Origin of the sequence: Micromonospora sp. SH-82 (genome assembly GCF_051132485.1) — a bacterium.
Taxonomy (GTDB): Bacteria; Actinomycetota; Actinomycetes; order Mycobacteriales; family Micromonosporaceae; genus Micromonospora.
In genome coordinates this window covers 4,242,720-4,268,333 of sequence record NZ_CP148049.1, presented here as the reverse complement: position 1 = coordinate 4,268,333, position 25,614 = coordinate 4,242,720, and the positions used below count along the sequence as shown (strand labels likewise).

Sequence of the window (25,614 nt, the reverse complement as noted above, 5' to 3'; positions counted from 1 at the left end):
GGCGTGGTGATGAGGGGGGCGTGGTGGGGAAGTTGGGTTTGGATCCGGTGGTGGTGGGGCGGGCGCGGGAGTTGGCGGGTCGGGTGGGTCTGCCGGTGGTGGAGTTGGCGCGGAGTCATACGACGGTGTCGGTGGAGCGGGCGGTGTTGCGGTTGGCGGGGGTGTCGGGGGCGGATCCGGATGGGATTCCGTGGGTGAATCGGTTGGTGGATGCGGTGGTGGCGGATGTGGGGTTGGGGCGTGGGGTGGCGTTGCCGGTGTTCGATGCGATGGTGCGGGAGGGGATCGGGGATGTGACGGGGGTGGCGCAGCGGGCGGCGGGTGGTGGGGTGCGGTTCGAGGTGCCGGTGGGGCGGGCGGCGGTGGTGGCGCGGCGGGCGGCGCGTCGGGCGGTGGGGGTGGGGGTGCGTCGGGTGGATCGGCGTCGGGTGGAGCGGGATCGGTTGGTGCGGCGGCATGGGGATCCGGTGCGGCGGCCGTGGGTGTATCTGATCGTGGCGACGGGTGACATCTATGAGGACATTCCGCAGGCGCAGGCGGCGGCGCGGGCGGGTGCGGATGTGATTGCGGTGATCCGGTCGACGGGGCAGTCGTTGTTGGATTATGTGCCGGAGGGGGCGACGCGGGAGGGTTTTGCGGGTACGTATGCGACGCAGGAGAACTTCCGGTTGATGCGGGCGGCGTTGGACGAGTCGTCGCGGGAGTTGGGTCGGTATGTGCGGTTGACGAATTATGCGTCGGGGTTGTGTATGCCGGAGATGGCTGTTCTGGCGGGTCTTGAGCGGTTGGACATGATGCTCAATGATTCGATGTACGGGATTCTGTTCCGGGACATCAATCCGATTCGGACTTTTGTGGATCAGCGTTTTTCGCGGCAGGTGCATGCGCGGGCGGGGATCATCATCAACACGGGTGAGGATAATTATCTGACCACTGCTGATGCGGTGGGTGAGGCGCACACGGTGACGGTGTCGCAGTTGTTGAACGAGTATTTCGCGCATGAGGCGGGTTTGCAGGACTGGCAGTTGGGGTTGGGGCACGCGTTCGAGATCGATCCGGATGTTCCGGATTCGTTGCGGTTGGAGTTGGCGCATGCGTTGTTGGCTCGGGAGTTGTTTCCGGGGGCGCCGTTGAAGTGGATGCCGCCGACGAAGCACATGACGGGGGATGTGTTTCGGGGGAATCTGCTGGATGGGTTCTTCAATCTGGTGGGGGCGATGACGGGGCAGGGGATTCTGCTGGTGGGGATGATGACGGAGGCGGTGGTGACGCCGTGGTTGTCGGATCGGGACATCGCTTTGCAGAACGTGCGGTACGTGTTGGGGGCGGCGGGTGGTTTGCATGAGGATTTCGTGCCGGCGCCGGGTGGGTTCGTTCAGCGGCGGGCGCATCGGGTGTTGTCGGAGGCGGTGGAGTTGTTGGAGCGGATCGGTGAGCGGTCGTTGTTGACGGCGATCGGTGAGGGGACGTTCGGGATCATGCGGCGGCCGGCGGATCGGGGGAAGGGTCTGGACGGGGTGGCGCGGCAGGAGGAGGGTTATTTCAATCCGGCGACGGAGATCCTGGAAGGGGGGCGGGTGTGATGGGTGTGGGGGCGGGTTCGGTGGTGCGGCCGTACGGGGACACGACCGGTGACGGGATGGTGCAGGTGTCGTTCACGTTGCCGGTGCCGCATGACAAGCGGGCCGAGGGTGCGGCGGTGCAGTTGGCGAATCGGATGGGTGTGGATCCGGCGATGTTGGTGCATGCCCGGCAGATGGGGGACGGGTTCACTTTTTTCGTGGTGTATGGGCGGGTGAATCATCTGGTGGATCTGTCGGCGGTGCGGGTGGTGGAGCGGGATTTCCCGACGTTGTCGGCGTCGGAGGTCAATGCTGTGGTGCGGCGGGGGTTGCGGCGGAAGTTGTCGGTGGTGGGGGCGTGTATCGGTACGGATGCGCACACGGTGGGGATCGACGCGATCCTCAATGTGAAGGGGGTGGCGGGTGAGAAGGGGTTGGAGTATTACCGGGAGTTGGCGGTGACGAATCTGGGGGCGCAGGTGAGTGTGCCGGAGTTGGTGGAGGCGGCGCGTCGGGAGCGGGCGGATGCGGTGTTGGTGTCGCAGGTGGTGACGCAGCGGGATGCGCATCTGCACAACACGCGGGAGATGGCGGCGGCGTTCCGGGAGGCGATGCCGGTGGGGCGGCGGCCGTTGTTGGTGGTGGGTGGGCCTCGGTTCGACGAGTCGATGGCGGGGGAGTTGGGGGTGGATCGGATCTTCGGTCGGGGGACGACGCCGGGTGAGGTGGCGTCGTATCTGGTGCATGCGTTGGTGACGGGTCGGGGGGTGGCGCGGTGACGGATCCGCGGGTGGGGGTGTCGGTGACGCATCGGCGGTATGTGCCGTATTCGGCTGCGCACTATGCGGGGAGTCTGGTGGACGGGGCGTACGCGTTGGGGTTGTTCGGGGATGTGGCGACGGAGGTGTGTATCCGGTTGGACGGTGACGAGGGGTTGTTCGCGTCGTACGCGCAGGTGCAGTTCCGGGCGCCGATCCGGGCGGGGGACGTGGTGGAGGTGGTGGGGACGGTGACGCGGGTGGGGTCGCGGAGTCGGACTGTGGATTTCGAGGCGCGGGTGGTGTGTCGGGGGCGGCCGGATCGGGGTGGGTCGGCGGCTGAGGTGTTGGAGGTGCCGGTGGTGGCGGTGACGGCGACGGGCACGGTGGTCGTGCCGGTGGTGTCGTGAGTCTGGTGGTCTGCGCCGACGTGGGGTCGACGTTCACGAAGGTGGCGGTGGTCGACGTCGACGGGGGTGTGGTGGTGGGGGTGGGGTCGGCGCGGACGTCGGTCGGTACGGATGTGATGGCCGGTCTGGAGGCGGCGGTGGGGGTGGCGGGGGAGGGTCTGCCGGTGGCGGGGGTGCCGTGGCGGGTGTGTTCGTCGGCGGGGGGTGGGTTGCGGTTGGCGGTGGTGGGTTACGAGATGTTGGTGACGGCGCAGGCGGGGCGGCGGGTGGGGTTGTCGGCGGGTGCGGATGTGGTGCATGTGGCGGCGGGGCGGTTGGGTGGGGCGGGGGTGGCGGCGTTGCGGGCGGCTCGTCCGGATGTGGTGTTGCTGGTGGGGGGGACCGATGGTGGGGATGCGGAGGTGTTGACGCACAACGCGGTGCGGTTGGCGCGGGCGCGGTGGCGGGTGCCGACGGTGGTGGCGGGCAATGTGGAGGTGCGTGACGAGGTGCGGGGGGTGTTGGCGGGGGCGGGGGTGCCGGTGTCGGTGGCCGACAACGTGTTGCCGCGGATCGGGGAGTTGGTGCCGGCGTCGGCGCGGGGGGTGATCCGGGAGGTGTTCCTGCGGCATGTGATCGGGGGGAAGGGGTTGTCGCGGGGGTCGCGGTTCGTGCGGTTGGTGCGGGCGGCGACGCCGGATGCGGTGTTGTCGGGGGTGGAGGTGTTGGCGGGGGTGGTGGGTGGGGATCTGTTGGTGGTGGATGTGGGTGGGGCGACGACTGACGTGTATTCGGTGTTGACTCCTGACGAGCGGGCGGTGGGGCCGGGGCGGCAGGTGGCGGGTGGGTGGTGGCGGGCGCGGACGGTGGAGGGGGATCTGGGGGTGCGGTGGAGTGCTCCGGGGGTGGTGCGGGCGGCGGCGCGGGAGCGGTTGTTGGGTGTGGGTGAGGAGGAGGTGTTGGGGGTGGCGGCGCGGGAGCGGGCGGCGGATCCGGGGTGGTTGGCGGTGGACGGGGTGCAGGTGGGGGTGGATCGGCGGATCGCGGAGTTGGCGGTGACGGTGGCGGTGCGTCGGCATGCCCGGGGGGTGGGTTCGGGGGAGTGGGCGGGGCGGGATCTGCGGGATGTGGGGTTGGTGGTGGGGTCGGGTGGGGTGTTGCGGTGTGTGTCGGGGGGTGTGGGGGTGGTGGGGTCGGTTCTGGGTGATCATGCGGGGGGTTGGGCGGTGCCGAGGGCGGCGCGGGCGGTGGTGGATGGTGACTGTGTGTTGGCTGCTGCGGGGTTGTTGGCGCAGGAGTTTCCGGGGGCGGCGCGGGCGTTGGTGGCGGGGCGGTTCGTCACGGTGTGAGCATGGTCGGCGACGCGCGGGGGCGACACGCCGTACCGGGTGTGCGACTGGCCGGGGGCGGGTTGACAGGGTTAGGGGTCCAGCACGTACCGTCTTTGAGTCCTACTACGGGAAGCGGCTGTTGTTCGCTTCGTCCCTTCGTCCGCTGGCCGAGTGACACGGTGCGATGTGTTGCGGCGGCCAGGTCCAGCGGGCGGGGGTCGGCGGGGCGGCGCGGACCGGCCGCGTTTACCGGTGTTCGGGCAGGGTGTGGTGCACGGCCAGTAGACAACGGCCAGGCGGGGGCAGCCAGTTTGCCGTCGGGTCGGTCCGAAGGTCGGCGTGCCGCATTCTCGCCGCACCGGCCGGGAAGGGCCTGGGAGCATCGGGGCGCGGCGTATGCCGCGCCCCGATTTGTCGTGGTGGCCACCGGGTGGTGGCGGGCCGGTCGGTGGGGGCGGCGGGTAGCCTTCGGCGGGTGATCGTGGTGAGGTGCCGGTGACGACCCTGGATCGGGAGCGGACGAGGGCGGGGTGGCCTGGTCGGGGCGTTCCCGTGGGGGCTGCGTTGCCGCTGCGGGTGGCGGTGCCGTTGGCGGTGGCGGCGGGTGTGGCGCTGTTGCTGGCGTTTCCTCCGTACGGGTGGTGGCCGTTGGCGCCGGTGGGGGTGGCGTTGTTCGCGGCGGTGGCGCATCGGCGGCGGCTGCGGGCGGGCGCGGCGGTGGGGTTCGTGGCCGGGTTGGCGTTGTTCGCGCCGTTGCTGTCGTGGACGAACCTGCACACCGGTTACCTGCCGTGGGTGTTGTTGTCGGTGGTGCAGGCCGCGTATCTGGCGGTGTTGGGGATGGCGGTGGCGTGGGTGTCGCCGGTGGTGGACCGGGTGCGGTGGAGTTGGCCGTTGGTGACCGGGGTGTTGTGGGTGGGGCAGGAGGCGGTGCGTGGGCGGTTCCCGTTCGGGGGGTTCCCGTGGGGGAGGTTGGCGTTCAGCCAGGACGATTCGCCGATGCTGCGGTTGGCGGCGGTGGGTGGGGCGCCGTTGGTGACGTTCGCGGTGGCGGTCGTGGGTGGGTTGGTGGTTTCGGCGGGGTGGCGGGTGGCCGGTGGTGGGGTGCGGTGGCGGCCGGTGGTGGGGTGGGTCGCGGCGACGGTGGCGGTGGTGGGGGTGGGGTTGTCGGTGCCGGTGGGGGTCCGGGGTGCCGGTGAGCGGGTGACGGTGGCGGTGGTGCAGGGCAACGTGCCGCGGTTGGGGTTGGATTTCAACGCGCAGCGGCAGGCGGTGTTGGACAACCATGTGCGGGCCACCGTCGACCTGGCCGGGCAGGTGCGGGCGGGGCTGGCGGCGCAGCCGGACGTGGTGGTGTGGCCGGAGAACTCCAGTGACATCGACCCGTTGCGTGACGCGGGGGCGGGGGCGGAGATCTCCCGGGCGGCCGACGCGATCGGCGCGCCGATCCTGGTGGGTGCGGTGTTGTTGGGTGAGCAGGCCGGGCAGGTGCACAACGCGGGGATCCTGTGGCGGCCGGGCACCGGCGCCGACATGTCGCAGCTGTACACGAAACGGCATCCGGTGCCGTTCGCCGAGTACGTGCCGATGCGGAAGCTGGCGCGGATGGTCAGTGCGCAGGTCGACCGGGTGCGGTCGGATTTCGTGGCGGGTACCCGGCCGGGGGTGGTGGCGTCGGGGCCGGTGGTCCTCGGTGACGTGATCTGTTTCGAGGTGGCCTACGACGGGCTGGTCCGGGACACGGTGACCGGTGGGGCGCAGGTGTTGGCGGTGCAGACGAACAATGCGACGTTCAACGTGGCCGAGGCCCGTCAGCAGTTGGCGATGGTGCGGTTGCGGGCGGTGGAGCACGGCCGGGAGGGGTTGATGGCCTCCACGGTGGGGGTGTCCGGGTTCGTGACCCCCGACGGGCGGGTACACCAGGCCACCGAGTTCGACACCGCCGCGGTGGTGACGCGGCAGATGCAGGTGGGTGACGGGCGGACCGTCGCCACCCGGGTCGGGGTGTGGCCGGAGGTGGTGCTGGTCGTGGTGGCCGGTGCGGTCCTGGTGGTCGCGGCGGTGGCGCGGCGGCGCGGTCGACTCGACTAGGTCGTGTGGTGCCCGGGCCGGCCGGTGGCCGGCGTCGACGGGAGGAGAGCACGGTGGCCGAGGCGGTGCGACGGGGTGCGGGTGGCCGGCCGGGTCGGGTGCTGGTGGTGATCCCCACCTACGACGAGGCCGACAACGTGGCGGCGATCGTGGCCCGGGTGTTGCGGGCCGACCCGGCGGTGCACGTGTTGGTGGCCGACGACAACAGTCCGGACGGTACGGGGGTGGTGGCGGACGGGTTGGCCGCCGCCGACGGGCGGGTGCACGTGCTGCACCGGCCCGGTAAGGAGGGGTTGGGGGCGGCGTACCTGGCGGGGTTCGCGTGGGCGCGGCGGCGCGGGTACGACGCGGTGGTGGAGATGGACGCCGACGGGTCGCACGCCCCGGAGGATCTTCCGCGGTTGTTGGCGGCGGCCCGGGACGCGGATGTGGTGATCGGGTCGCGGTGGACGGCCGGTGCGCGGGTGGTGAACTGGCCGGTGCGCCGGTTGTTGCTGTCGCGGTGCGGGAACCTGTACGCGCGGTGGGCGTTGGGGATGCCGGTGTCGGACGCGACGGGCGGGTATCGGGTGTATCGGGGGGCGGCGTTGGCGGCGTTGGATCTGGGGTCGGTGTGTTCGCAAGGGTATTCGTTCCAGGTGGAGTTGTCGCGGTTGGCGCATCGGGCGGGGCTGCGGATCGTGGAGGTGCCGATCACGTTCGCCGAGCGGGAGCGGGGGGCGAGCAAGATGAGTCCCCGGATCGTGGTGGAGGCGTTGTGGCGGATCACCGGGTGGGCGGTGCAGGACCGTCGGACGGCGTGGCGGCGGGGGTTGCACGGGACGCCGGACGGTCAGGTGCGGTGGCCGTGATCGCGGGCGTGTCATGCTGGAGGGGCCGGGGACGCGCCGAGGAGCGGATGGGGTGACATGCGCCGGGGACTGAGGTTGGTGCCGCTGGGGCTGCTGCTGGTCGTGGTGGCCGAGGTGGCGGTGTTCGTCGCGGTGGGCCGGTGGCTGGGTTTCGGGTGGGCGGTGTTGTCGGTGTTCGCCGCGTCGCTTGCCGGGCTGGTGTCGCTGCGGCGGGAGGGCATGCGGGCGTGGCGGGGTTTCCGGGTGGCTGCGGAGTCGGGGCAGCCGCCGGGGCGGCAGGTGACCGACGGGCTGTTGGGTTTGTTGGGTGCCCTGTTGTTGGCGGTGCCGGGTCTGTTCACGTCGGTGGTGGGGGTGGTGTTGTTGGTGCCGCCGGTGCGGTCGGCGGCCCGGGCGGGGGTGCAGCGGGCGGCGGAGCGGCGGGTGTCGTCGATGGTGGCCGGTGACCTGTTCGGTCCGCGGAAGGTGCGGGTGTACCGGGGTGATCCGCAGCGGGAGTCGGCTGCGGGGCCGGCGTCGTCGGGGCAGGAGTCTGCGGCGGAGGCGACGGTGGTGGCGGAGCCGGTGGTCGACGCGGGTGCGGCGATCGAGGGTGAGATCGTGGAGCCGCGTCGCCGGTGAGCGGGTGGACCAGCTGACGACGACGCGCCCCCCGGAAGGACGTCCTTCCGGGGGGCGCGTCGGTGGTGTGTGCGGTCAGGCGCGGCCGCGGCGGGTGCGGACCTCCTGGAGCCGTTCGGCGAGGATGTCTTCCAGCTCCGTGATGGAGCGGCGTTCCAGCAGCATGTCCCAGTGGGTGCGGGGGGGCTTGGCCTTCTTCTGTTCCGGCTCGTTGCCGTCGACCAGTCGGGCGACGCTGCCGTCGAACTTGCATTCCCAGGTGACCGGGACTTCGGCGTCGACGGCGAACGGCACCTCGAACTGGTGGCCCTTGGCGCACAGGTATTCCCGGGTCTGCCGTGGCGCGAGCTCGGTGTTGCGGTCGGACTCGTAGCTCACCGCGCCCAGACGGCTTCCGCGCAGCATGCGCTCGCCCATGATCGACTTCCCCTCGTTCGTGGTGCTGGTCTTATCGTGTAACGGTCCGTGGTCGCCGGGTTGTTCCCGCCCCCGGTGGTGGGTGGCCGCGACGGACCGCGCCCCCGCAAGGGTAACCGGCCGCGCGAGTCGCCCGGCGGGCTCGTCCCCGGCCGGGCTCGTGCGACACCGCCGACGCGCCGGTGTCGTCGCTGACGGGGGTCGGCCGGGTGTTCCTCGGTGTCGACGCATCGTAGCCGCTGGACCGTGCCGTACGGGGCGGATCTCCCGACGACGCGCCGCAGGTCACGGGGTGGGGTCAGCGGGGTGGGGGTGCGCCGAGACGGGCCAACGCCGAGGCGAGGTTGCTGACCTGGTCGGCCAGCTGCGCGGACCGCCGTTCGGCGGCGTCCCGGTCGGCGTGGGCGGCGCGTAACCGCTGCTCCAGGTCGGCGTGCCGGGCGTGGGCGGCGGCCACCGCCTCTCGGGCGGCCTCCACCTGGGCGGTGAGGTCGTCGGCGCGGGCGGTGGCGGTCGCGGCGTCGGTGCGGGCGGCGGACGCGGCGTCGACGGCCTGCCGGGCCTCGGCCTGCGCGCGGTCCCGCCCGGCGGTGGCGTCGGCGGCGTCGGCGCGGGCGGCGTCGGCCGCCGCGCGGGCCTGGTCTGCCTCGGCGTGGTGCTGCGCGGCGGCGGCCACGGCCTCCCGGGCGGCGGTGCGGGCCTGCTCGGCGTCGGCGTGCAGGGTCTCGGCGCGGCGGGTCGCCTCCCGGGCCGACTCGACGGCCTGCCGGGCCTGCGCGCGGGCGGTGTCCCGGTCGGCGGTCGCCTCGGCCAGGAGCCGCCGGTCGGTGTCCCGTTCCGTGCGCAGGGTCTCGGCGGCGCGGCGGGCGGCGTCGCGGTCGTGTTCGGCCTGGACGCGCAGCGCCTGCGCGGCGCTGGCGTCGCGGTCGGCCCGGGCGCGGGCCTGTTCGGCCTGGTCGGCGCGGGCCGTGGCGGTGTCGGCCCGGTCGGTGGCCTGGGTGGCCTGGGCGCGGGCGGCGTCGCGGTCGGCGGCGGCGGTCCGGGCCTGCCGCTGGGCCTGCGCCGCCGCCGCCCGGTCGTCCTCGGCGGCGCGGCGGGCCTCGTCGCGGTCGGTGTGGGCCTGCGCGGCGGCGGCGGCGGCCTCGGCGCGTACCTGGGCGAGTCGACGTTCCACCCCGACGGGGGACAGTTCGGCGTGCAGGGTCTCGGTGAGGGTCGCCACGATCTGGTCGAGGCGGTCCACCGCCTCCCAGGTGCGGGCCACCTGGCCGGGCAGGCCGGGGGCGTTGCGGTGCCGCATCCGGTTGTTGCGGGAGTCCCGTTGGCAGGCGCCGTCGTTGTCGCGGCAGTAGCGGAACGGCCGGCCCGCTCCGGCGCGCTGCGGCACGTCACGTCCACAGTGGGCGCAGGGGCGGGTCTCGACGGCGGTGTCTGGGGCGTCCATCGGGGCGAATTCTAGCCCCGCCCCGGCACCCTGCGGGTCGGCGGCGGGGGTGGTCAGGGCGGGGGTGGGGCGGCGGTGCTGTCCCGGACGGTCAGGCGCGGGGACAGCAACGTCGCATCCGGTACGGGGTCCTCGCGGAGTTTGCGCATCAGCAGGGCGACCGCCTGCCGGGCCACCTCCTCGGCGGGCACCGGCACCGAGGTGACCATGGGGCTGGTCTGCTCGGCGAACGGGTCGGGGCAGATCGCCACCACCGACACGTCCTGGGGCACCCGACGTCCGAGGGTGGGCAGGGTGGCCAGGACCGGGCCGACCGCCGCCTCGTTCTGCACCACCAGCGCGGTCACGTCGGGGTGCCGGTCGAGCAGGTCGAGCAGGCCCTGGCGGACCGCCGTGGTGCCCTCCGGGAGTGGGCGGGTCACCGTGGTGACCCCGTGTCGGTGGGCGGCCTCGGTGAATCCGGCCCGGGTGCGGTGGGCGAACCCGGTGCCCCGGTCGTAGACCGCCGGTGGTGCGCCGAGCAGGGCGATCCTGCGGTGTCCGAGCTGCGCCAGGTGCTCCACGCAGACCTGCCCGGCGCGGTGGAAGTCCAGGTCCACGCAGGTCAGTCCGGTGGCGTCGGCGGGGAAACCGATCAGGACGCTGGGGCGGGTGAGGTCGCGCAGCAGCGGCACCCGGGAGTCGTCGAGTTCCACGTCCATCAGGAGGATGCCGTCGACCATGGCGCTGGCGGCGATGCGGCGCAGCCCGGCCGGCCCTTCGTCGGAGGTGACCAGCAGCACGTCGTGGTCGAAGCTGCGGGCGCTGGTCACCACGGCCATCGCGAACTGCATCACCACCGGCACCTGCATGCCGACGCGCAGCGGCAGGACCAGGGCGATGACGTTGGCGCGGCGGCTGGCCAGGGCGCGGGCTCCGGCGTTGGGGTGGTAGCCGAGGGCCCGGACACTGGCCAGGACCCGGTTGCGGGTGACCTCCGAGATGGCGCGTTTGCCGCTGAGGACGTAGGAGACGGTGCTGCCGGCGACCCCGGCGTGGCGGGCCACGTCGGCGATGGTGATTTGGTCGGGTGACTTCACCGGCGCCCTCCGGCGCCGGAGGGCTGCCGTCCCGCGGTGTCGGCGGGCACCGACGTCGTGTCGTCGGTGTCGCCGTCGTGGACCCGGACGGTGCCGACGAGGCGTACGTCGTGTGCCGACCGGCCGACGAGGACGTTGTGGGTGGCCGCCTCCACCACCATCGTCTGTCGTGTCTGGTCGTAGTGGGCAAGGTCGGCGGCGCGCAGCCGGAGCCGGACCACCCGGGTCTGTCCGGGGGCCAGGCGGACGCGGGCGTAGTCGCGTAGCTGCCGTAGCGGCTGCTTGACCCGGGACCGGCGCTGCCGGGTGTAGAGCTGCACGACGTCCTCGCCCGTTCGGACGCCACTGTTGGTGACCTCGACGCTCACCACCACCTCCTCACCCGCAGCCATCGTCGCCGCGCTGAGTCGAAGATCAGCGTAGTCGAAGGTGGTGTAGCTGAGCCCGTGGCCGAACGGGTACAGCGGATCACCTCGGTGGTAGAGGTAGGTGGCGTCCGAACCGATGATGTCGTAGTCCAGGAGGTCGGGTAGGTCCGCCGTGTCGGCGTACCAGGTCTGGGTCAGCCGGCCGCCCGGGTCGGTGTCGCCGAGCAGCACCGCGGCGAGGCCCGCGCCGTGTTCCTGGCCGCCGTGGGCCGACCACACCGCCGCCGGTACGTGTCGCCGCGCCCAGCCCAGCGCGTACGGGTAGCTGCTGGTGACCACCAGCACGGTGTGCGGGTTCGCCGCCCGGACCGTCCGCAGGAGGGTCTCCTGGGCGGCGGGCAGGTCCAGGTCGTCGCGGTCCTCGGTCTCCCGGCCGTTGACCATGGGGTGGTTGCCCAGCACCACGATCGCGACGTCGGCGGCGGCGGCGAGGGCGGCGGCTTCGGCGGCCCCGTCGACGAGGAGGTCGACGGTGAAGGGGGTCGCGGTGTCCGGGCCGGTGGCGTCGACCCGCAGCCCTCCGGTGGTGTCGACGGCGACGTACCGGCCGGTGGCCAGGTGGTGCAGGACGACGGTGCCGTCGATGCGGTGGTGGAACCGGAACGTCTCGCGGACCACCCATCCGCCGGGGCCGGGCCGGTCGTTGACCAGGGCGCCGTCGTCGTCGGCGCCGACGTGCCGGCCGTTGCCGACGGCCCGCAGGGCCACCGCCCCGCCACCCCAGTCGACGACGTCGAATCCGGTGTCGTCGGGGCCGTCGGCGAGGGTGAGGGGGCCGCCGTCGGGGTCGGTGGGGCAGGTCACGTACCTGTCGTCGACGCGCAGGGCGACCCGGTCGGTGCCGGGGTGGGTGGTCACCGACGGCAGTCGCCGGGACAGGCCCTCGACGAGGGTCACCGCGTAGGGCGGGGTGCCGCTGTACCAGTCCTGGTGGACGGCGTCGGCCAGGGGGCCGAGGACCGCGACCCGGGGTGCGGCGTCGACGTCGAGGGGGAGCAGCCCGTCGTTGTGCAGCAGCACCACCGACGCCCGGGCGGCCTCCCGGGCGAGGTCGCGGTGGGCGGGGCAGTCGACCACGTCGGGGGGCACGTCGGCGAACGGGTCGTCGCCGGGTGGGTCGAGGTCGCCGACGCGGGCGCGCAGGACGAGCAGGCGGCGTACCGCCCGGTCGACGTCGGCCTCGGTGATCAGGCCGCGGCGCAGCGCCTCGGTCAGCCGTCGGGTGGTGGGGGTCGTGTCGGTGCCGTCCTCGGTGAAGCTGTCGACGCCGGCGCGCAGCGCGGCGGCGAACCCGGTGACGTGGTCGGGCAGGTACTGCTGGGATCCGGCGATGTTGGTGACCGCCCCGGCGTCGCCGACCACCACGACGTCGTCGTCGGTGCGGCGCAGTTCGTCGGCGATCAGGGGGCTCAGGTGCGCCGGTACGCCGTTGACCAGGTTGTAGGAGGCCATCACCGCGACCGCCGCCCCGGCGGCCAGGGGGGCGCGGAAGGCGGGGAGTTCGTATTCGTGCAGGACCCGGGGTGGCAGGTCGCTGCTGGTGCGGTCCCGGTCGGTCTCGTTGTTGTAGCCGAGGAAGTGTTTCAGGGTCGGGGCGGTGCGCAGCCGCCACGGGTGGTCGCCGCGCAGTCCCCGGGCGTAGGCGGTGGCGAGCAGGCCGGTCAGCCACGGGTCCTCCGACCAGCCCTCCTCGTTGCGGCCCCAGCGGGGGTCGCGCAGCGGGTTGACCACCGGGGCCCACACGTTGAGTCCGACGCCGTCGGGGTCGGCCTGGTGTTTGGCGCGGACCTCGTCGCCGACGGCGGCGCCCACCGACCGGATCAGCTCCGGGTTCCACGTGCTGGCCAGGCCGACGGCCTGGGGGAAGACGGTGGCCTCGCCGAGCCAGGCCACCCCGTGCAGGGCCTCGGTGCCGGTCCGGAAGGCGGTCAGGCCGAGGCGGGGCACCGGTGCCTGGCACTGGTGCAGCAGTCCGATCTTCTCGGGCAGGGTCAGCCGGTCCATCAGGTCGTCGACGCGGGGGTCGGTGGTCGGGCCGGTCGCCGGGTCGGTGCGGTCGGTCATGGTGGCGTACCTTCCGTGCTCGCCGTCCGGCGACCAGGTCGAAGCGCTTCGACGACCGTCGCGGCGTGCGGCATCGCGGTGGTGGGGGTGGGCGTCGACTCGACGCGGTGAAGCGCTTCGACGGCCCGGGAGAACGAGCCGCCCCCGTTGCCCGGACGTGGGGCGGCCGTTTGACAGTGGCACCACCTGTCGATGCGGTCAAGGGTCGCGGGTGCAGGATCTGGCGGGGACCCGCGTCGTCACCGCGCGGGAAGTCGACCACTTTCGATGGTGGCGAGGGCGGCGACGGCTCCACCCAGGGCGGTCGCGGTGGCCCCGAGGGTGGAGGCGTCCAGCCGGGCGCCGCCGGCCTGCGGGGCGAGCACCCGGGCGGCCAGTTCGGTGCGGGCGGCGGGCAGCAGCCACGGCGCCAACGGCACGAAGTGCCCGCCCACCGTCACGGCCTCCGGGTTGAGCAGGTTGACCAGCACGGAGGCCGTGTGGCCGAGGTGCCTGCCGATGCCGGCCAGTTCGGCCAGGGTCTGCGGGTCACCGCCGCGGGCCAGGGCGCGGATCCGGTCCAGTTCCGGCAGGTAGTCGGTGACCGGCCCGTCGTCTGCGGTGTCGGGAAGCAGGCGGCGGACCACCGCCGCGAGTCCGAGCAGCGCCTCCACGCATCCGCCGCGCCCGCAGGTGCACCTCGGGCCGCTCGGGTCGAGGCTGAGGTGCCCGATCTCCCCGGCGAGGCCCCGGCCGCCGCGCAGCACCCGCCCGGCGGAGATCACCCCGACGCCGACGCCGACGCCGCCGGTGAGGTGGACCAGGTCGGGGACGCCGGCGTGACCGCCGTGGCGGTACTCGGCCAGGGCGGCGAGGTTGGCGTCGTTGTCCACGGTGACGGTGTGCGGCGGGTCCTGCAGGGCGGCGCGCAGGTCGGCGGCGAGGGGCACGTCGTGCCAGCCCAGGGCGGCGGCGAGGGGCACCGCGCCGGTGGCGTCGACCAGACCGGGGACACCCACCGTCAACCCCAGCACGGTGCGTCCGCCGCCGGTGATCCGGGTGGCCGCCCGGCGGGCCAGGTCGGCCACCGACCGGACGGTGTCGGTGGGGGAGGAGACGGCGACCGGCAGGGCGCGCCGCCAGGTCAGCAGCCGGTTCCCGGCCAGGTCGGCGGCGACCAGGACCAGTTCGTCGGCGGCCAGGGCCAGGCCCAGTGCGGCGTACGGTTCGCCGTCGAGGACCAGCATCGTGGCGGGCCGGCCGATGCGGTTCTCGGTGAGTCCGGTCTCGCGGACCAGTCGACGGTCGATCAGCTCGCCGACCAGGCTGGAGACGGTGGCCTTGTTGAGGCCGGTCTGCGCGGCGATGTCGGCGCGTGAGCACGGGGCGTGCACCCGGACGTGGCGCAGCACGACGGCCCGGTTGGCCACGCGGACGTCGCCGAGGTCGGTCGGCTGCGGTTCGTTGTGGACGCTGATCACTGTCTGGCCCGCTCCCTGCACCGGTGGTGCGCGATCTCCCGGTCGGGTGCCGCGCGGTCATCATCGCGCATCGAGGCGTGTCGGGCCGGATCGCCGGCGGTGCACGCCCGGCGCGCTCCCTTGTGGGTCGAATCACCGTCGATTAGTTTGTTCGGCTAGAACACCAACTAATCCTAGCGGGACGAACCTGCTCCGCAAACCCGTCTCGACGAGATGAAGGGAGTGCGCCGTGACGCCGTCCCCCTCGGCCGCATCCGCCGACCGCCGTACCGTGCTGCGCCTGTTCGGACTCGGTGCCGCCGCGACCATGGGTGGCGCCACCCTGGCCGGTTGCAGCAAGGAGGTCGGCAGTCAGGGCAGCGCCACCCAGGCCGACGCGATCAAGGCCGTCCTGCCCGCGTACCGGGCCGCCGACCTGCTCCAGCCGGACATCCCCGGCGAGGGGCCGATCCCCAGCGGCTACCTGAAGTACCCGACGAACCTCGTCGACGCCGTCACCGAGCAGCCGGGACGCAGCGGGCAGCAGATCCGGGCCATCAGCCCCTGGTGGGGACCGACCCCACCCGGCAACGACCGCAACGAGTACGTCCAGGCGATCAACGCCAAACTCGGCGTCGAGGTCGTCGTCAGCGTGCAGGACGGCAACACCTACGCCGACAAGGTCAGCGCCATGCTCGGCGCCCGCGACGTGCCCGACCTGCTCTGCATCCCCAACTGGGAGGTCGACAAGATCGCCCGGTTCTCCGACGCCACCAAGGCCCTGTTCACCGACCTCACCGACTACCTCCAGGGCGACAAGTCGGCGGCCTACCCGTACCTGGCGGCGCTGCCCACCGGATCCTGGGAGTACTGCGTGTGGGGTGGACGCCTCTACGCCGCCCCGTTCCCCACCGACGGCGCGTTCGCCTGGATGCTGTACCACCGCCGGGACCTCGTCGCCAAGAGCGGCCTCGCCACCCCCACCACCATCGACGAGCTGTACGAGTTCGGGAAGAAGGCCACCAACGCCGACCGGGGCGTGTGGGCCTTCGGCTCCGTCTTCGACATGGTGCAGCAGTTCTACGGCTGCCACCAGATCTGGCGCAAGAAGCCCGACGGCGGACTGGAGCACAAGTACGAGACCGCCGAGTTCACCGCAGCCCTGGAGTTCACCGCCCGACTGTTCGCCGAGGGCCTCGTGCACCCCGACACCGTGGCCAGCAAGGGCGCCGACGAGAAGCAGCTGTTCAACGGCGGCAAGATCCTCATGTTCCAGGACGGCCCCGGCGCCTGGGCGGGCACGCAGGGCGAACAGAGCAAGGTCACCCCCGGCTTCGACATGCAGCCCCTGCCGGTCTTCGGCGTCGGCGGCAAGGACCCGCTGCTGTGGGGCAGCGACAAGCCGGTCTTCTACACCTTCGTCAAGAAGGACCTCGCCAAGGAGCGGGTGGAGGAACTGCTGCGGGTCATGAACTGGTGCGCCGCCCCCTTCGGCAGCCGCGAGTACGAACTGCGCGAGTACGGCCAGGAGGGCAAGCACTTCACCCGGGCCCCCGACGGCAGCCCCATCCCCACCGACCAGTTCCGCAAGGAGTTCGCCGGACAGTTCAACAGCCTCGGCGGCCGGGCACCCATCAAGGTCCGCAGCGGCGACGCACCCAACTACGTCCAGGAGTACATCGACTACCACAAGAAGTTCCTCGACCGTCGGGAGACCGACCTGTTCGCCGGGATCAAACTGGAACTGCCCGCCAACTGGTCCAAGCAGCTCCAGCCTACCGACGACAAGATCCGCGACATCCTGCGCGGCCGACGCCCGCTGTCCGACATGGAACAGGTGCGACGGGAGTTCCTCTCCGGCGGTGGCGAAGAGGGGCGGGCCTTCCACGAGAAGGCCCTGTCCGACAACGGCCGATGAGTCCCACCCAGGCGCCCGCACCGTCCCCGACCGACCGACGTCGGTCGGTCGGGGACGGCCCGCCCACCCCCACCCGCCGCCGCCGTCCCCTCGGCGCCCGGCTCCGCCGCGACTGGCCCCTGCTGGCGATGGCCGCACCGGCCGCGCTGCTGCTCCTGGTCTTCCACTACCTGCCCACCCTGGGCAACGTCATCGCCTTCCAGGACTACAACCCGTTCGTCGGCGACGACGCCCTGGAGGCGTTCCTCTACAGCGAGTGGGTCGGGTTCGGCAACTTCGAGATCCTCTTCCGCGACCCGCTGTTCTGGGACGCCGTACGCAACACCCTCACCATCACCGCCTTCCAACTGGTCTTCTTCTTCCCCCTGCCGATCTTCCTGGCCATCCTGCTCAACAGCGTGGTGTCCGGCCGGGTCCGCGGCTTCGTCCAGAGCGTGGTCTACCTACCGCACTTCTTCAGCTGGGTGCTGGTGGTCACCTTCTTCGTGCAGATGTTCGGCGGGGCCGGACTGCTCGCCCAGGAGATGCGCCAGGCCGGACTGCAACCGTGGGACATCATGACCAACCCGGACACCTTCATCGTCCTGGTCACCGCCGAGTCGGTGTGGAAGGACGTCGGCTGGGGGGCCATCGTCTTCCTCGCCGCCCTGTCCGCCATCGACCAGAACCTGTACGAGGCAGCGGCGGCCGACGGCGCCGGCCGGTGGCGACGCCTGTGGCACATCACCCTGCCCGGCCTGCGGCCGGTCATCATCCTGCTGCTCATCCTGCGCCTGGGCGACGCCCTGTCGGTCGGCTTCGAGCAGTTCATCCTCCAACGTGACGCGGTCGGCCGACAGGCCGCCGAGGTGCTCGACACGTTCGTCTACCACAATGCCATCGCCACCCAGCAGTGGGGACAGGGCGCGGCGGCCGGACTCTTCAAGGCCGTCATCGGGCTGATCCTCATCATCGCGGCCAACAAGATGGCCCACCGGCTGGGCGAACAGGGGGTGTACTCCCGGTCATGACCACCCAGATCAGTCCGGCCGGACCGGTAGCCGCCGGCCCCCGCCCGACACCACGACTTCCCCGACGCGCCCCCAACCGCCCCGCCTGGGAGGACCCCCCCACCACCGCCGGGCAGATCGGCAAGGGCGCCGTCCTCACCCTGCTCGTCCTCGCCGTCCTGTTCCCCCTGTGGACGGTCGTGGTCACCAGCCTCGCCTCCCGCCAGACCATCAACGACACCGGCGGGATGGTCGTGGTCCCCCGCGAGTTCGACCCCTCCGCCTACATCTCGATCTTCTCCGGCGGCACGATCGCCCAGGCGGTGTGGATCAGCACCCTGGTCACCGTCGTCGGCACCACCGTCAGCCTGGTCCTCACCGTCCTCGCCGCGTACGGCCTGTCCCGACCCGGATCGGTGGCCCACCGGGGACTGCTGTTCCTGTTCCTCGGCACCTTCCTGATCTTCCCCGGCCTGGTGCCCAGCTACCTGGTGGTCACCGGCCTGGGCCTCAAGGACAGCCTCTGGGCGCTGATCCTGCCCAGCGCGATCAGCGTGTTCAACCTGGTGGTCATCCGGGCGTTCTTCATGAACGTCCCCGGTGAACTCCTCGACAGCGCCCGCATCGACGGCGCCGGAGAGTTCCGCATCCTGTGGCGGATCGTCCTCCCGCTGTCCCGCGCGGTGATCGCCGTCGTCGGCCTCTTCTACGCCGTCGGCTACTGGAACGCCTACTTCAACTCCGTCCTCTACATCGACGACAACAGCAAGTTCCCCATCCAACGGGTACTGCAGAGCTACATCCTCGCCGGACAGTCCCCGAACGTCTCCGGGGCGGCGGTCAGCCTCCCCGGCGTCACCGCGTACCCGCCGACCCTGGCGGTGAAGATGGCGGTGGTCGTGGTGACGGTCCTCCCGGCGGTGATCGCCTACCCGTTCGTGCAACGACACTTCACCAAGGGCGTCATCACCGGCGCGGTGAAGGGCTGACCGACCCGTGGCGCCCGGCCCGCCCCCGCGCGGCCGGGCACCACCACACCCGGCCACCCACCGGCCACGACCACCAGGGACCAGGAATGCCCGACGACACCCGGCTGCGCTACGGCGGCGACTACAACCCGGAACAGTGGCCCCCGCAGGTGTGGCGCGAGGACGTCGACCTGATGCGCCGCGCCCGGGTCACCCTCGTCACCGTCGGGGTGTTCGCCTGGTCCCGCCTCGAACCCCGACCCGGCCGGTACACCTTCGACTGGCTCGACGAGGTCCTCGACCTGCTGCACGCCGCCGACATCCGGGTGGCCCTGGCCACCCCCACCGCCGGCCCGCCACCCTGGTTCTCCCTGGCCCACCCCGACGCCCTCCCGGTCACCGCCGACGGGGTCCGCCTGCACCACGGCAGCCGCGACACGTACTGCGCCGCCGCCCCCGCCTACCGCCGCGCCGCCCGGCGCATCACCACCGCCCTCGCCGACCGGTACGCCCACCACCCCGCCCTGGCCCTGTGGCACGTGCACAACGAGTACGGCACCACCTGCCACTGCCCCCACACCGAGGCGGCGTTCCGCCGGTGGCTCGCCGACCGGCACGGCGACCTCGACACCCTCAACGACGCCTGGGTCACCAGCTTCTGGAGCCAGCACTACACCGACTGGGCGCAGATCGGCACCCCCCGCGCCACCCAGTACCTGCACAACCCCGGCCACCTCCTGGACTTCCGCCGGTTCTGGTCCGACACCCTGCTCACCGCGTACACCGAGCAACGTGACCTGCTCCGTACCGCCAATCCGGACGTCCCCGTCACCACCAACTACGTCCTCGGCGACTGGGTCCCCGTCGACCACGGCCGGTGGTCCCGGGAGGTCGACCTGGTCGCCGTGGACCACTACCCGTCCGCCGTCGACCGGGACGCCGAGACGCAGGCCGCCCTCGCCGCCGACACCGCCCGGGGCTGGTCCCGGCACGGCACCGACGGGCGTACCGGCGACTGGCTGCTGATGGAGACCGCCCCGAACCTGATCTACACCGACGGACGGATGCACACCAAGGAACCCGGCCGGATGCTGCGCCAGAGCGTCGCCCACGTCGCCCGGGGCTCCCGGGGGGCACTGTTCTTCCAGTGGCGGGCACCGCGCGGCGGGGCCGAACGGTTCCACTCCGCGCTGGTCGGACACGCCGGCGCCGACAGCCGGGTGTACCGGGAGGCGGTACGCCTCGGCCACGTCCTCGACAGGCTCGCCGAGGTCCGCGCCCCGGTCGCCGCCACCGTCGCGGTCACCGCCGACCCCGCCAGCGGATGGGCACTACGCCATCCCGGGATGCCCTCCACGCGGCTGGACCACCACGCCGAGGTCGCCGCCGCCCACGGTGCCCTGTGGCGCGCCGGGATCACCTGCGACGTCGTCGTGGCCGGTGACCGCCTCGACGGGTACCGGCTGCTCGTGGTCCCCGCCCTCTACCTGGTCGACGACCGGGTCTCGGCGTGGGTCCGCGACCACGTCCACGGCGGCGGGTACGCGGTGGTCACGTACCTCAGTGGGGTCGCCGACGAGCACGCCCGGGTCCGGCTCGGCGGCTACCCGGGAGCGTTGCGTGACGTCCTCGGCATCCGGGTCGAGGAGTTCCACCCCCTCGCCGTCGACGAACGGGTCCCGCTCACCGGCGGGGGCACCGGCACCGTCTGGTCGGAGACCGTGCACCTGACCGGGGCGACGGCGGTCACCGCGTACACCACCGGGGTGCTCCACGGGCGGCCGGCGGTGACCCGGCACCGTTACGGCGCCGGGACGGCCTGGTACGTCTCCACCCGCCTCGACGACGACACCTACCGGCGGCTGCTGACCGAGGCCGCCCGCACCGCCGGGGTCACCCCGGTCTGCCCGGGCACCCCGGACGGCGTCGAGGCGGTACGCCGCAGCGGCCCCGACGGCAGCTGGCTGTTCCTGCTCAACCACACCGATCGGCCGCAGACCGTGCCGGCGGCCGGGACGGACCTGCTCACCGGGGTCACCGCCACCGGGGCCGTCGACCTGCCCGCCGGTGGTGTCGCGGTGCTCCGCGAACCGGACACCCCACAGTGACCGGTCGGGACGGCCCCGACGGCGGCGGGCGGTGGCCTACCGCGTCCGCGCGGCGCGGTGGTCGTCGAGCATCTCCTCGATCAGGTCGGCGGCCCGGGCGGTCCCGCCCTCGGCGCGTACTTCGGTGCGCAGGTCCGTGCAGCGGCGGGCGACGCCCGCGTCGGTGACCAGGTCGAGCAGCGCCGACCGCAGGACCTCGGCGGTGGCGTCGGCGGTGTCGACGCGTCGCGCCACGCCCAGCTCGACGAGCCGGTCGGCGTTCATGAACTGGTCGACGGCCTGCGGAACGGCGATCATCGGTACGCCGGTGAACAGCCCCTCGCTGCTGCCGCCCATCCCGGCGTGGGTGACGAAGGCGTCGGCCTGCTCCAGGATCGCCAACTGCGGCACCCACCGGTGGACCTCGACGTTGGCGGGGATCTCGCCGAGGTCGCGTGGGTCGGTGCGGCGCCCGATCTGCAGCACCACGTGCCAGCCGGGCAGGTCACCGAAGGCGGCCAGGCACCGGCGGTAGAACTCCGGCTGCCGGGTGAACGCCGACCCGAGGGAGATCAGCAGGACCCGTTCGGCGGTGGCGGGCCGGGTCCACGTCTCGGCGCGGCGTTCGGGTCCGAAGCAGGGGCCGACGAAGGTCACCGCGTCGGTGTCGACGCGTTCGGCGTGCGGTTGCATCGCGGCGGGGACCAGGGCGAGGGCCCGGGTCGGGCGGGCGGAGTACGCCTCGAAGTCGGTGGTGGTGGCTCCGCACTCGGCCAGCCACCGGGTGAACACGGCCCGGTAGTCGTCGCCGCCCGGTAGCCGCCACAGGGGGGCCGACACCTCCTGTTCGTAGCCCTCCCAGGCCACGAAGGTGGGGGAGAGCTGCAGGACGGGTCGCCCCTGTGACTCGGCGAGGGCCCGGGCGGTGAAGGTGCCGATGTCGAACAGGTACAGGTCGGCGGGGTCAGTGTCGTAGCGGGCGCGCAGCTGGGGGAGGGCCTGGATGGAGTCGTCGAGGAAGAACCGCATCGAGGCGATCGGATCGTCGGGCCAGTCGTGGTCCGCGGTCGGCAGGGTGCTGGTGTAGGGGACGAGTTCGGCGCCGGTGGGGGCGATCAGGTCGGCGGCCGCCGGGTCGTTGCCGTAGGTGACCCGGTGGCCGCGGGCCACCAGTTCGCGGATGACTTCGAGACTGGGCAGGACGTGGCTGACCGCGGGAATGCCGATCATGGCGATGTGGGCGCTGGGACGGGGCATGGAACGTCACTTCCGGTTCGGGATCGGATCTGCCGGGCCCGCCGTGGCCGGGGGCGTCGGCGTGGGACGGTCCCGCGCCGACGCGAGCGGAGGCGGTGGTACGGACCGTCAGCCGCAGATCCGAGGCTTCTTCACGTCGGCCGAGCCTAGCCGGTGCCTGGACACCGCACCTGCGGACACCGTGGCGCACCCTGTCCAGAGGTAGCCCCCACACCCCCTTCCCTCACCCCAGCCCAATTACTGGATTACCGATAATGGCAATGCAATAATTAAGACCCACAAAACGGGCATACCGTCAACGCATCATAATGACTGTTCTTGTGCGTAATGCTTCAAGCTGGTGTTTCGAGCCCGGATTCGCCCTCGTACGGAAGACCTGGAGCTGCGCTGGTGTCGTCTGCCAGTTGAAGTGAGGCACTGCCAGCGTGTCTGAGGCATCTCATGGTTTCTGCCGTTCAAACTGAGGCACCGAGGTCACCCAGCGGGCCTGGTCGGAGCACCGTGGCGTCTATGGTGCCCGGCGGCTCACCGCTGAATTGCACGAACGCGGCCACCGGTGGAACCGTAAAGCGGTGGCCCGACTGATACGGCTGGCCGGTATCGAGGGTGCCCACCGCCGGCGGCGCGGCAAGCCCCGCCGCACGGCGAAGTCGACCGCGACGGACCTGGTCCAGCGGCAGTTCACCGCCATCACCGCACCCAACCGGCTGTGGGTCGCCGACATCTCCTACCTACGCACCTGGGAAGGCTTCCTCTACCTCGCGGCGTCGTCGACGCCTACCCCCGGCGAGTCGTCCGGTGGGCAGTGGCCGATCATCTGCGTACGGAGTTGATCCTCGACGCCGTCGGCATGGCCATCCAACACCGTCGACCCGCCCGCGACCAGCTCATCCACCACTCGGACCGCGGAACCCAGGCAGTACACGTCGTTCGAGTTCGGCCGGACCCTGCGTTCCTGCGGTGTCCTGGCTTCGACGGACTCAGTCGCCGACTGTTACAACAACGCCCTCGCCGAGACGTTCCTCGCCACCCCCAAGACCGAACTGGTCTACACCCGTGCCTGGCCCTCAGGGTCTGCTGCAGAGATAGGTGACAGTTTCAGTCACGCGGCCTGACTGGCCGGTGGGGTCATGATGGTCTCGTACTCGACGGGGGTCAACCGGGACAACGACCGCTGTCGGCGGCGGTGGTAGGTGCGTTCGATCCAGGTCACGATCGCGGTCCTGAGTTGCTGGCGGGTGGTCCAGGTCCGGCGGTCGAGGACGTTGTTCTGGAGCAGGCCGAAGAAGGACTCCATGGCGGCGTTGTCGCCGGCGGCGCCGACCCTGCCCATCGACCCGATCATGTGGTGGCGGTGGAGGGCACGGACGAACTTCCTGGACCGGAATGGGGATCCCCGGTCGGTGTGCAGGATGCAACCAGCCAGGTCACCGCGTCTGGCGGCGGCGTTGTCCAGCGCGGTGACGGCCAGGCGGGACTTCATCCGTGAGTCGAAGGGGATAGCCGACGATCCGGTGGGACCACACGTCCTTGATCGCACACAGGTAGAGCTTACCTTCGGCGGTGTGGTGTTCGGTGATGTCGGCCAGCCACAGCCGATCCGGGCCATCGGCGGTGAAGTCCCGCCGGACCAGGTCGTCGTGCACCGGCGGACCGACCTTGCCGCCCTTACCCCGACGCGTCTTCCTGCTGAACGCACTCCACCAGCCCATGCCAGAGCAGATTCGCCAAGCGGTGCGCTCGACCATCGGCTGGCCGGGGGCGCGGGCCTCGTCGGCCAGGAACCGGTAGCCGAACTCCGGATCATCACGGTGAGCGTCCACCAGAGCGTTCGTACGGTAAGCGGCGACGAGTTCAGCGTCACCGACGGGCTGGGCGAGCCACCGGTAGTAGGGCTGACGAGCGATGTTCAACACCCGGCACGTCACCGCCACGGGGATCCCGTCGGCGGCCAGCTCGCTCACGAGTGGGTAGAGCCTTTTCCCGGCAGATGCGCCTGCGACAGGTACGCAGCAGCCCGACGCAGGACCTCGTTCTCCTGTTCCAGGAGCTTGATGCGCTTGCGGGCCTCCCGTAGCTCGGCCGACTCGACGCCGGACCTACCGGACGTGGTTCCGGCGTCGATGTCGGCCTGGCGCAACCACTTGAACAACGTCATCGGGTGGACACCGAAGTCCTTCGCGACCTACTCGACCGTCACGCCCGGATCACGATCACGAGCAACCCGCACGACGTCATCGCGGAACTCACGGGGGTAGGGCTTGGGCACAGCAACATCCTTCCAGCCCGCCACGAAGGCAAACCAACTCAGATGTCACCTATCGGCGCAGCAGACCCCAATCATGTGGAGCCCTCTCGAAGACGTGGATCTGTCGCAAGGACATGTCTATCGATGGCTCCACTCCTGTGTCCACTGCCGCCCGACTCGCCGCTTTCGCCCGTGTCGCACAAATCAAACCTTATGCGTTGCTGAGATCACCTCACTGGCGCCTATGTTGAGGATCCTCCACCGCCCGGCTGCCGGCGCGGGTCAGGTGATCGAGTTTCCACCACATAGATTCGGTACGTGGGTCGCGGTCGGTGAGCAGCAGGGGTGGCGTCGCGGGCCGCTGGGAGTCGCCGCTCATGCCCGGTCCCTCTCAGTGGGTTATTCCCGGCGCGGCGTCATCGGCTCGGTTTCTGCTGCGTCCCGTGACCGGGGGGTTGAGAGCTTGTGTTGCTGCTGCCGGGTGTCCCTCGACCATTGCCGGGGTGGTGGCGTCCCATGTCGAGTGCCTGCTTTAGCTGCTGAGCTCGCGTCGCGATAACGCGGTTTCGGACGATGGGGAATAGGTTGCGGTCGAATCTCTCATCGACTGCTCGTCCGGTTTCCAGGAGTGCCCGTCTCGTAGCCTGCTCGGTGGCTTCCGGTCCTTCGCCTCGTGCGGTGATCTGGCGTACCGACTCTTCCCCTTCGCGGACCAACGCTTCCACGCCGTCGTTGGCGCGCTGTTGCTCTTGAGGGTTCAGCGGTGTGAGTGTCTGCTGGAGATCTTGCGGCAATCGGGAGAAGGCATTCGCGGCGGTGAAGGCCCACTGCGAGTTAAGGCCGAACCCTTCATCACGTAGCCAGTAACGCAGGTCGTGCAGGAACTTTAACGTGGGGTCGTCCCCGGCCGGCCGGGCAGGATCCATGCGCTGATCAATTTCGGAAAGTAACTTCTGGCCTCGGCCGAAATGGCCATCGGGGTCATAGCTGCCGTCCCCGTAGCGTTGCACGCAATGCTGCAGCGGCCCACGCACGAGGATGTCCAAAGTGTGCTTATCAGGCGACTACGCCTGTTCAGCCAAGGTCCGGAAGTCTGTCCATGCGGATCCAGTAGTCATCCACTCCGGCTTGGACATCAGATTCTGGTCCCACATCCTGATGACCCGGTGTGCCGCGAGCAGCGTGCGTACCTGTTCATCGGACGGTGGCTGAACCAAAGACTGCGGTTGTGTCACTCCAGAACCTCTCTTAGCTTGGGTCTTGATACCTCGCGCTACTACAACGCGCGCGAGACGCGGTTGGTTCAACCCCGGACATCTCCGGTCAACGCCCTCCACCTGCAGGGTTCCGATATTCGACTAATATCGGAACCAGTCTACCGCTTTGGTTCTGATATCAGAGGAGCAGCCCGGGTGACGGTGACGACCGAGTTCGCCGGCGAGCCGGTCCGTGCGCCGCGCCAGCACGGCGGGGTGAGCCTTGGTGTGCCTGCGGAGTACGAGGCCGTGCTCGCCGGCTACCGGGCGACGCTCGAGCGGGCCGGGATTTCCGAGCACACCCGGCGGGCGTACGCGTTGCGGGTGTCGGGCTTCCTGCGCTGGCTTGCCGACACCGCGTTGCTCGAGGGTGGCCACGGCGTCGGCGATCCGGTCGGCGCCGACCCCCTGGCCGAC

19 protein-coding genes and 1 pseudogene are annotated in these 25,614 nt (G+C 71.4%); 12 read left to right on the top strand and 8 right to left on the bottom strand.

Annotated elements, in window-relative coordinates:
* The first annotated feature begins 20 nt into the window (after positions 1 to 20).
* The 7 genes from WHN02_RS19030 (at position 21) to WHN02_RS19000 (ending at position 7,603) form a co-directional block, all read left to right on the top strand.
* Positions 21 to 1,583 carry a lysine 5,6-aminomutase subunit alpha gene (locus WHN02_RS19030; RefSeq protein WP_434744006.1) on the top strand — a complete coding sequence of 521 codons (1,563 nt, stop codon included), beginning with the start codon at positions 21 to 23 and terminating at the stop codon, positions 1,581 to 1,583.
* Positions 1,583 to 2,341 (top strand): OAM dimerization domain-containing protein, encoded by a 759-nt coding sequence (locus tag WHN02_RS19025; RefSeq protein ID WP_434740065.1) that lies wholly within the window; start codon positions 1,583 to 1,585, stop codon positions 2,339 to 2,341. The genes WHN02_RS19030 and WHN02_RS19025 overlap by 1 nt, the downstream gene beginning before the upstream one ends.
* Entirely contained in the window at positions 2,338 to 2,730 is a 393-nt protein-coding gene (locus WHN02_RS19020; RefSeq protein ID WP_434740064.1) for a hotdog domain-containing protein, read from the top strand. The genes WHN02_RS19025 and WHN02_RS19020 overlap by 4 nt, the downstream gene beginning before the upstream one ends.
* The gene (locus tag WHN02_RS19015; protein ID WP_434740063.1) at positions 2,727 to 4,058 is read left to right on the top strand and encodes a glutamate mutase L; all 1,332 of its coding nucleotides are present in this window, start codon (positions 2,727 to 2,729) and stop codon (positions 4,056 to 4,058) included. Before WHN02_RS19020 ends, WHN02_RS19015 begins: the two co-directional genes overlap by 4 nt.
* A gap of 534 nt (positions 4,059 to 4,592) precedes the next feature.
* Positions 4,593 to 6,131: an apolipoprotein N-acyltransferase gene (gene lnt, locus WHN02_RS19010; protein ID WP_434740062.1), complete on the top strand. Its 1,539-nt coding sequence runs from the start codon at positions 4,593 to 4,595 to the stop codon at positions 6,129 to 6,131.
* 53 nt (positions 6,132 to 6,184) lie between these two features.
* On the top strand, positions 6,185 to 6,982 hold the full coding sequence (locus tag WHN02_RS19005; protein ID WP_434740061.1) for a polyprenol monophosphomannose synthase: 798 nt from the start codon (positions 6,185 to 6,187) through the stop codon (positions 6,980 to 6,982).
* A gap of 57 nt (positions 6,983 to 7,039) precedes the next feature.
* Entirely contained in the window at positions 7,040 to 7,603 is a 564-nt protein-coding gene (locus WHN02_RS19000) for an FxsA family protein (protein WP_434740060.1), read from the top strand.
* 75 nt (positions 7,604 to 7,678) lie between these two features.
* Here the strand turns inward: WHN02_RS19000 and WHN02_RS18995 are convergent, their stop codons facing one another.
* The 5 genes from WHN02_RS18995 to WHN02_RS18975 form a co-directional block, all read right to left on the bottom strand.
* Positions 7,679 to 8,020: an RNA polymerase-binding protein RbpA gene (locus WHN02_RS18995; protein ID WP_350896208.1), complete on the bottom strand. Its 342-nt coding sequence runs from the start codon at positions 8,018 to 8,020 to the stop codon at positions 7,679 to 7,681.
* Positions 8,021 to 8,318: 298 nt separating this feature from the next.
* A complete protein-coding gene (locus tag WHN02_RS18990; RefSeq protein WP_434740059.1) occupies positions 8,319 to 9,464 on the bottom strand; it encodes a hypothetical protein in 1,146 nt (381 codons plus the stop codon).
* A gap of 53 nt (positions 9,465 to 9,517) precedes the next feature.
* Positions 9,518 to 10,543, bottom strand: coding sequence for a LacI family DNA-binding transcriptional regulator (locus tag WHN02_RS18985; RefSeq protein WP_434740058.1), 1,026 nt, complete (start codon positions 10,541 to 10,543; stop codon positions 9,518 to 9,520).
* Positions 10,540 to 13,035 (bottom strand): glycoside hydrolase family 3 C-terminal domain-containing protein, encoded by a 2,496-nt coding sequence (locus WHN02_RS18980; protein ID WP_434740057.1) that lies wholly within the window; start codon positions 13,033 to 13,035, stop codon positions 10,540 to 10,542. The genes WHN02_RS18985 and WHN02_RS18980 overlap by 4 nt, the downstream gene beginning before the upstream one ends.
* Positions 13,036 to 13,274: 239 nt before the next feature.
* Positions 13,275 to 14,495 carry an ROK family transcriptional regulator gene (locus WHN02_RS18975; protein WP_434740056.1) on the bottom strand — a complete coding sequence of 407 codons (1,221 nt, stop codon included), beginning with the start codon at positions 14,493 to 14,495 and terminating at the stop codon, positions 13,275 to 13,277.
* 229 nt (positions 14,496 to 14,724) lie between these two features.
* Between WHN02_RS18975 and WHN02_RS18970 the strand changes: the two genes are divergently transcribed.
* The 4 genes from WHN02_RS18970 (at position 14,725) to WHN02_RS18955 (ending at position 20,457) form a co-directional block, all read left to right on the top strand.
* The gene (locus WHN02_RS18970; protein ID WP_434740055.1) at positions 14,725 to 16,392 is read left to right on the top strand and encodes an ABC transporter substrate-binding protein; all 1,668 of its coding nucleotides are present in this window, start codon (positions 14,725 to 14,727) and stop codon (positions 16,390 to 16,392) included.
* The gene (locus tag WHN02_RS18965) at positions 16,389 to 17,402 is read left to right on the top strand and encodes an ABC transporter permease (protein WP_434740054.1); all 1,014 of its coding nucleotides are present in this window, start codon (positions 16,389 to 16,391) and stop codon (positions 17,400 to 17,402) included. Before WHN02_RS18970 ends, WHN02_RS18965 begins: the two co-directional genes overlap by 4 nt.
* Positions 17,399 to 18,370, top strand: coding sequence for a carbohydrate ABC transporter permease (locus WHN02_RS18960; protein ID WP_434740053.1), 972 nt, complete (start codon positions 17,399 to 17,401; stop codon positions 18,368 to 18,370). The genes WHN02_RS18965 and WHN02_RS18960 overlap by 4 nt, the downstream gene beginning before the upstream one ends.
* A gap of 86 nt (positions 18,371 to 18,456) precedes the next feature.
* On the top strand, positions 18,457 to 20,457 hold the full coding sequence (locus WHN02_RS18955; protein ID WP_434740052.1) for a beta-galactosidase: 2,001 nt from the start codon (positions 18,457 to 18,459) through the stop codon (positions 20,455 to 20,457).
* Between the two features lie 36 nt (positions 20,458 to 20,493).
* Here WHN02_RS18955 and WHN02_RS18950 read toward each other — a convergent pair whose 3' ends face one another.
* On the bottom strand, positions 20,494 to 21,693 hold the full coding sequence (locus tag WHN02_RS18950; RefSeq protein ID WP_434740051.1) for a macrolide family glycosyltransferase: 1,200 nt from the start codon (positions 21,691 to 21,693) through the stop codon (positions 20,494 to 20,496).
* A 572-nt stretch (positions 21,694 to 22,265) separates the two neighbouring features.
* Here WHN02_RS18950 and WHN02_RS18945 point away from each other — a divergent pair.
* The gene (locus WHN02_RS18945) at positions 22,266 to 22,526 is read left to right on the top strand and encodes a hypothetical protein (protein ID WP_434744126.1); all 261 of its coding nucleotides are present in this window, start codon (positions 22,266 to 22,268) and stop codon (positions 22,524 to 22,526) included.
* Between the two features lie 269 nt (positions 22,527 to 22,795).
* Here WHN02_RS18945 and WHN02_RS18940 read toward each other — a convergent pair.
* Both WHN02_RS18940 and WHN02_RS18935 read right to left on the bottom strand, forming a co-directional pair.
* Positions 22,796 to 23,962, bottom strand: a pseudogene (locus WHN02_RS18940) (IS3 family transposase).
* Between the two features lie 395 nt (positions 23,963 to 24,357).
* On the bottom strand, positions 24,358 to 24,987 hold the full coding sequence (locus WHN02_RS18935) for a hypothetical protein (protein WP_434740050.1): 630 nt from the start codon (positions 24,985 to 24,987) through the stop codon (positions 24,358 to 24,360).
* Between the last annotated feature and the right edge of the window lie 627 nt (positions 24,988 to 25,614).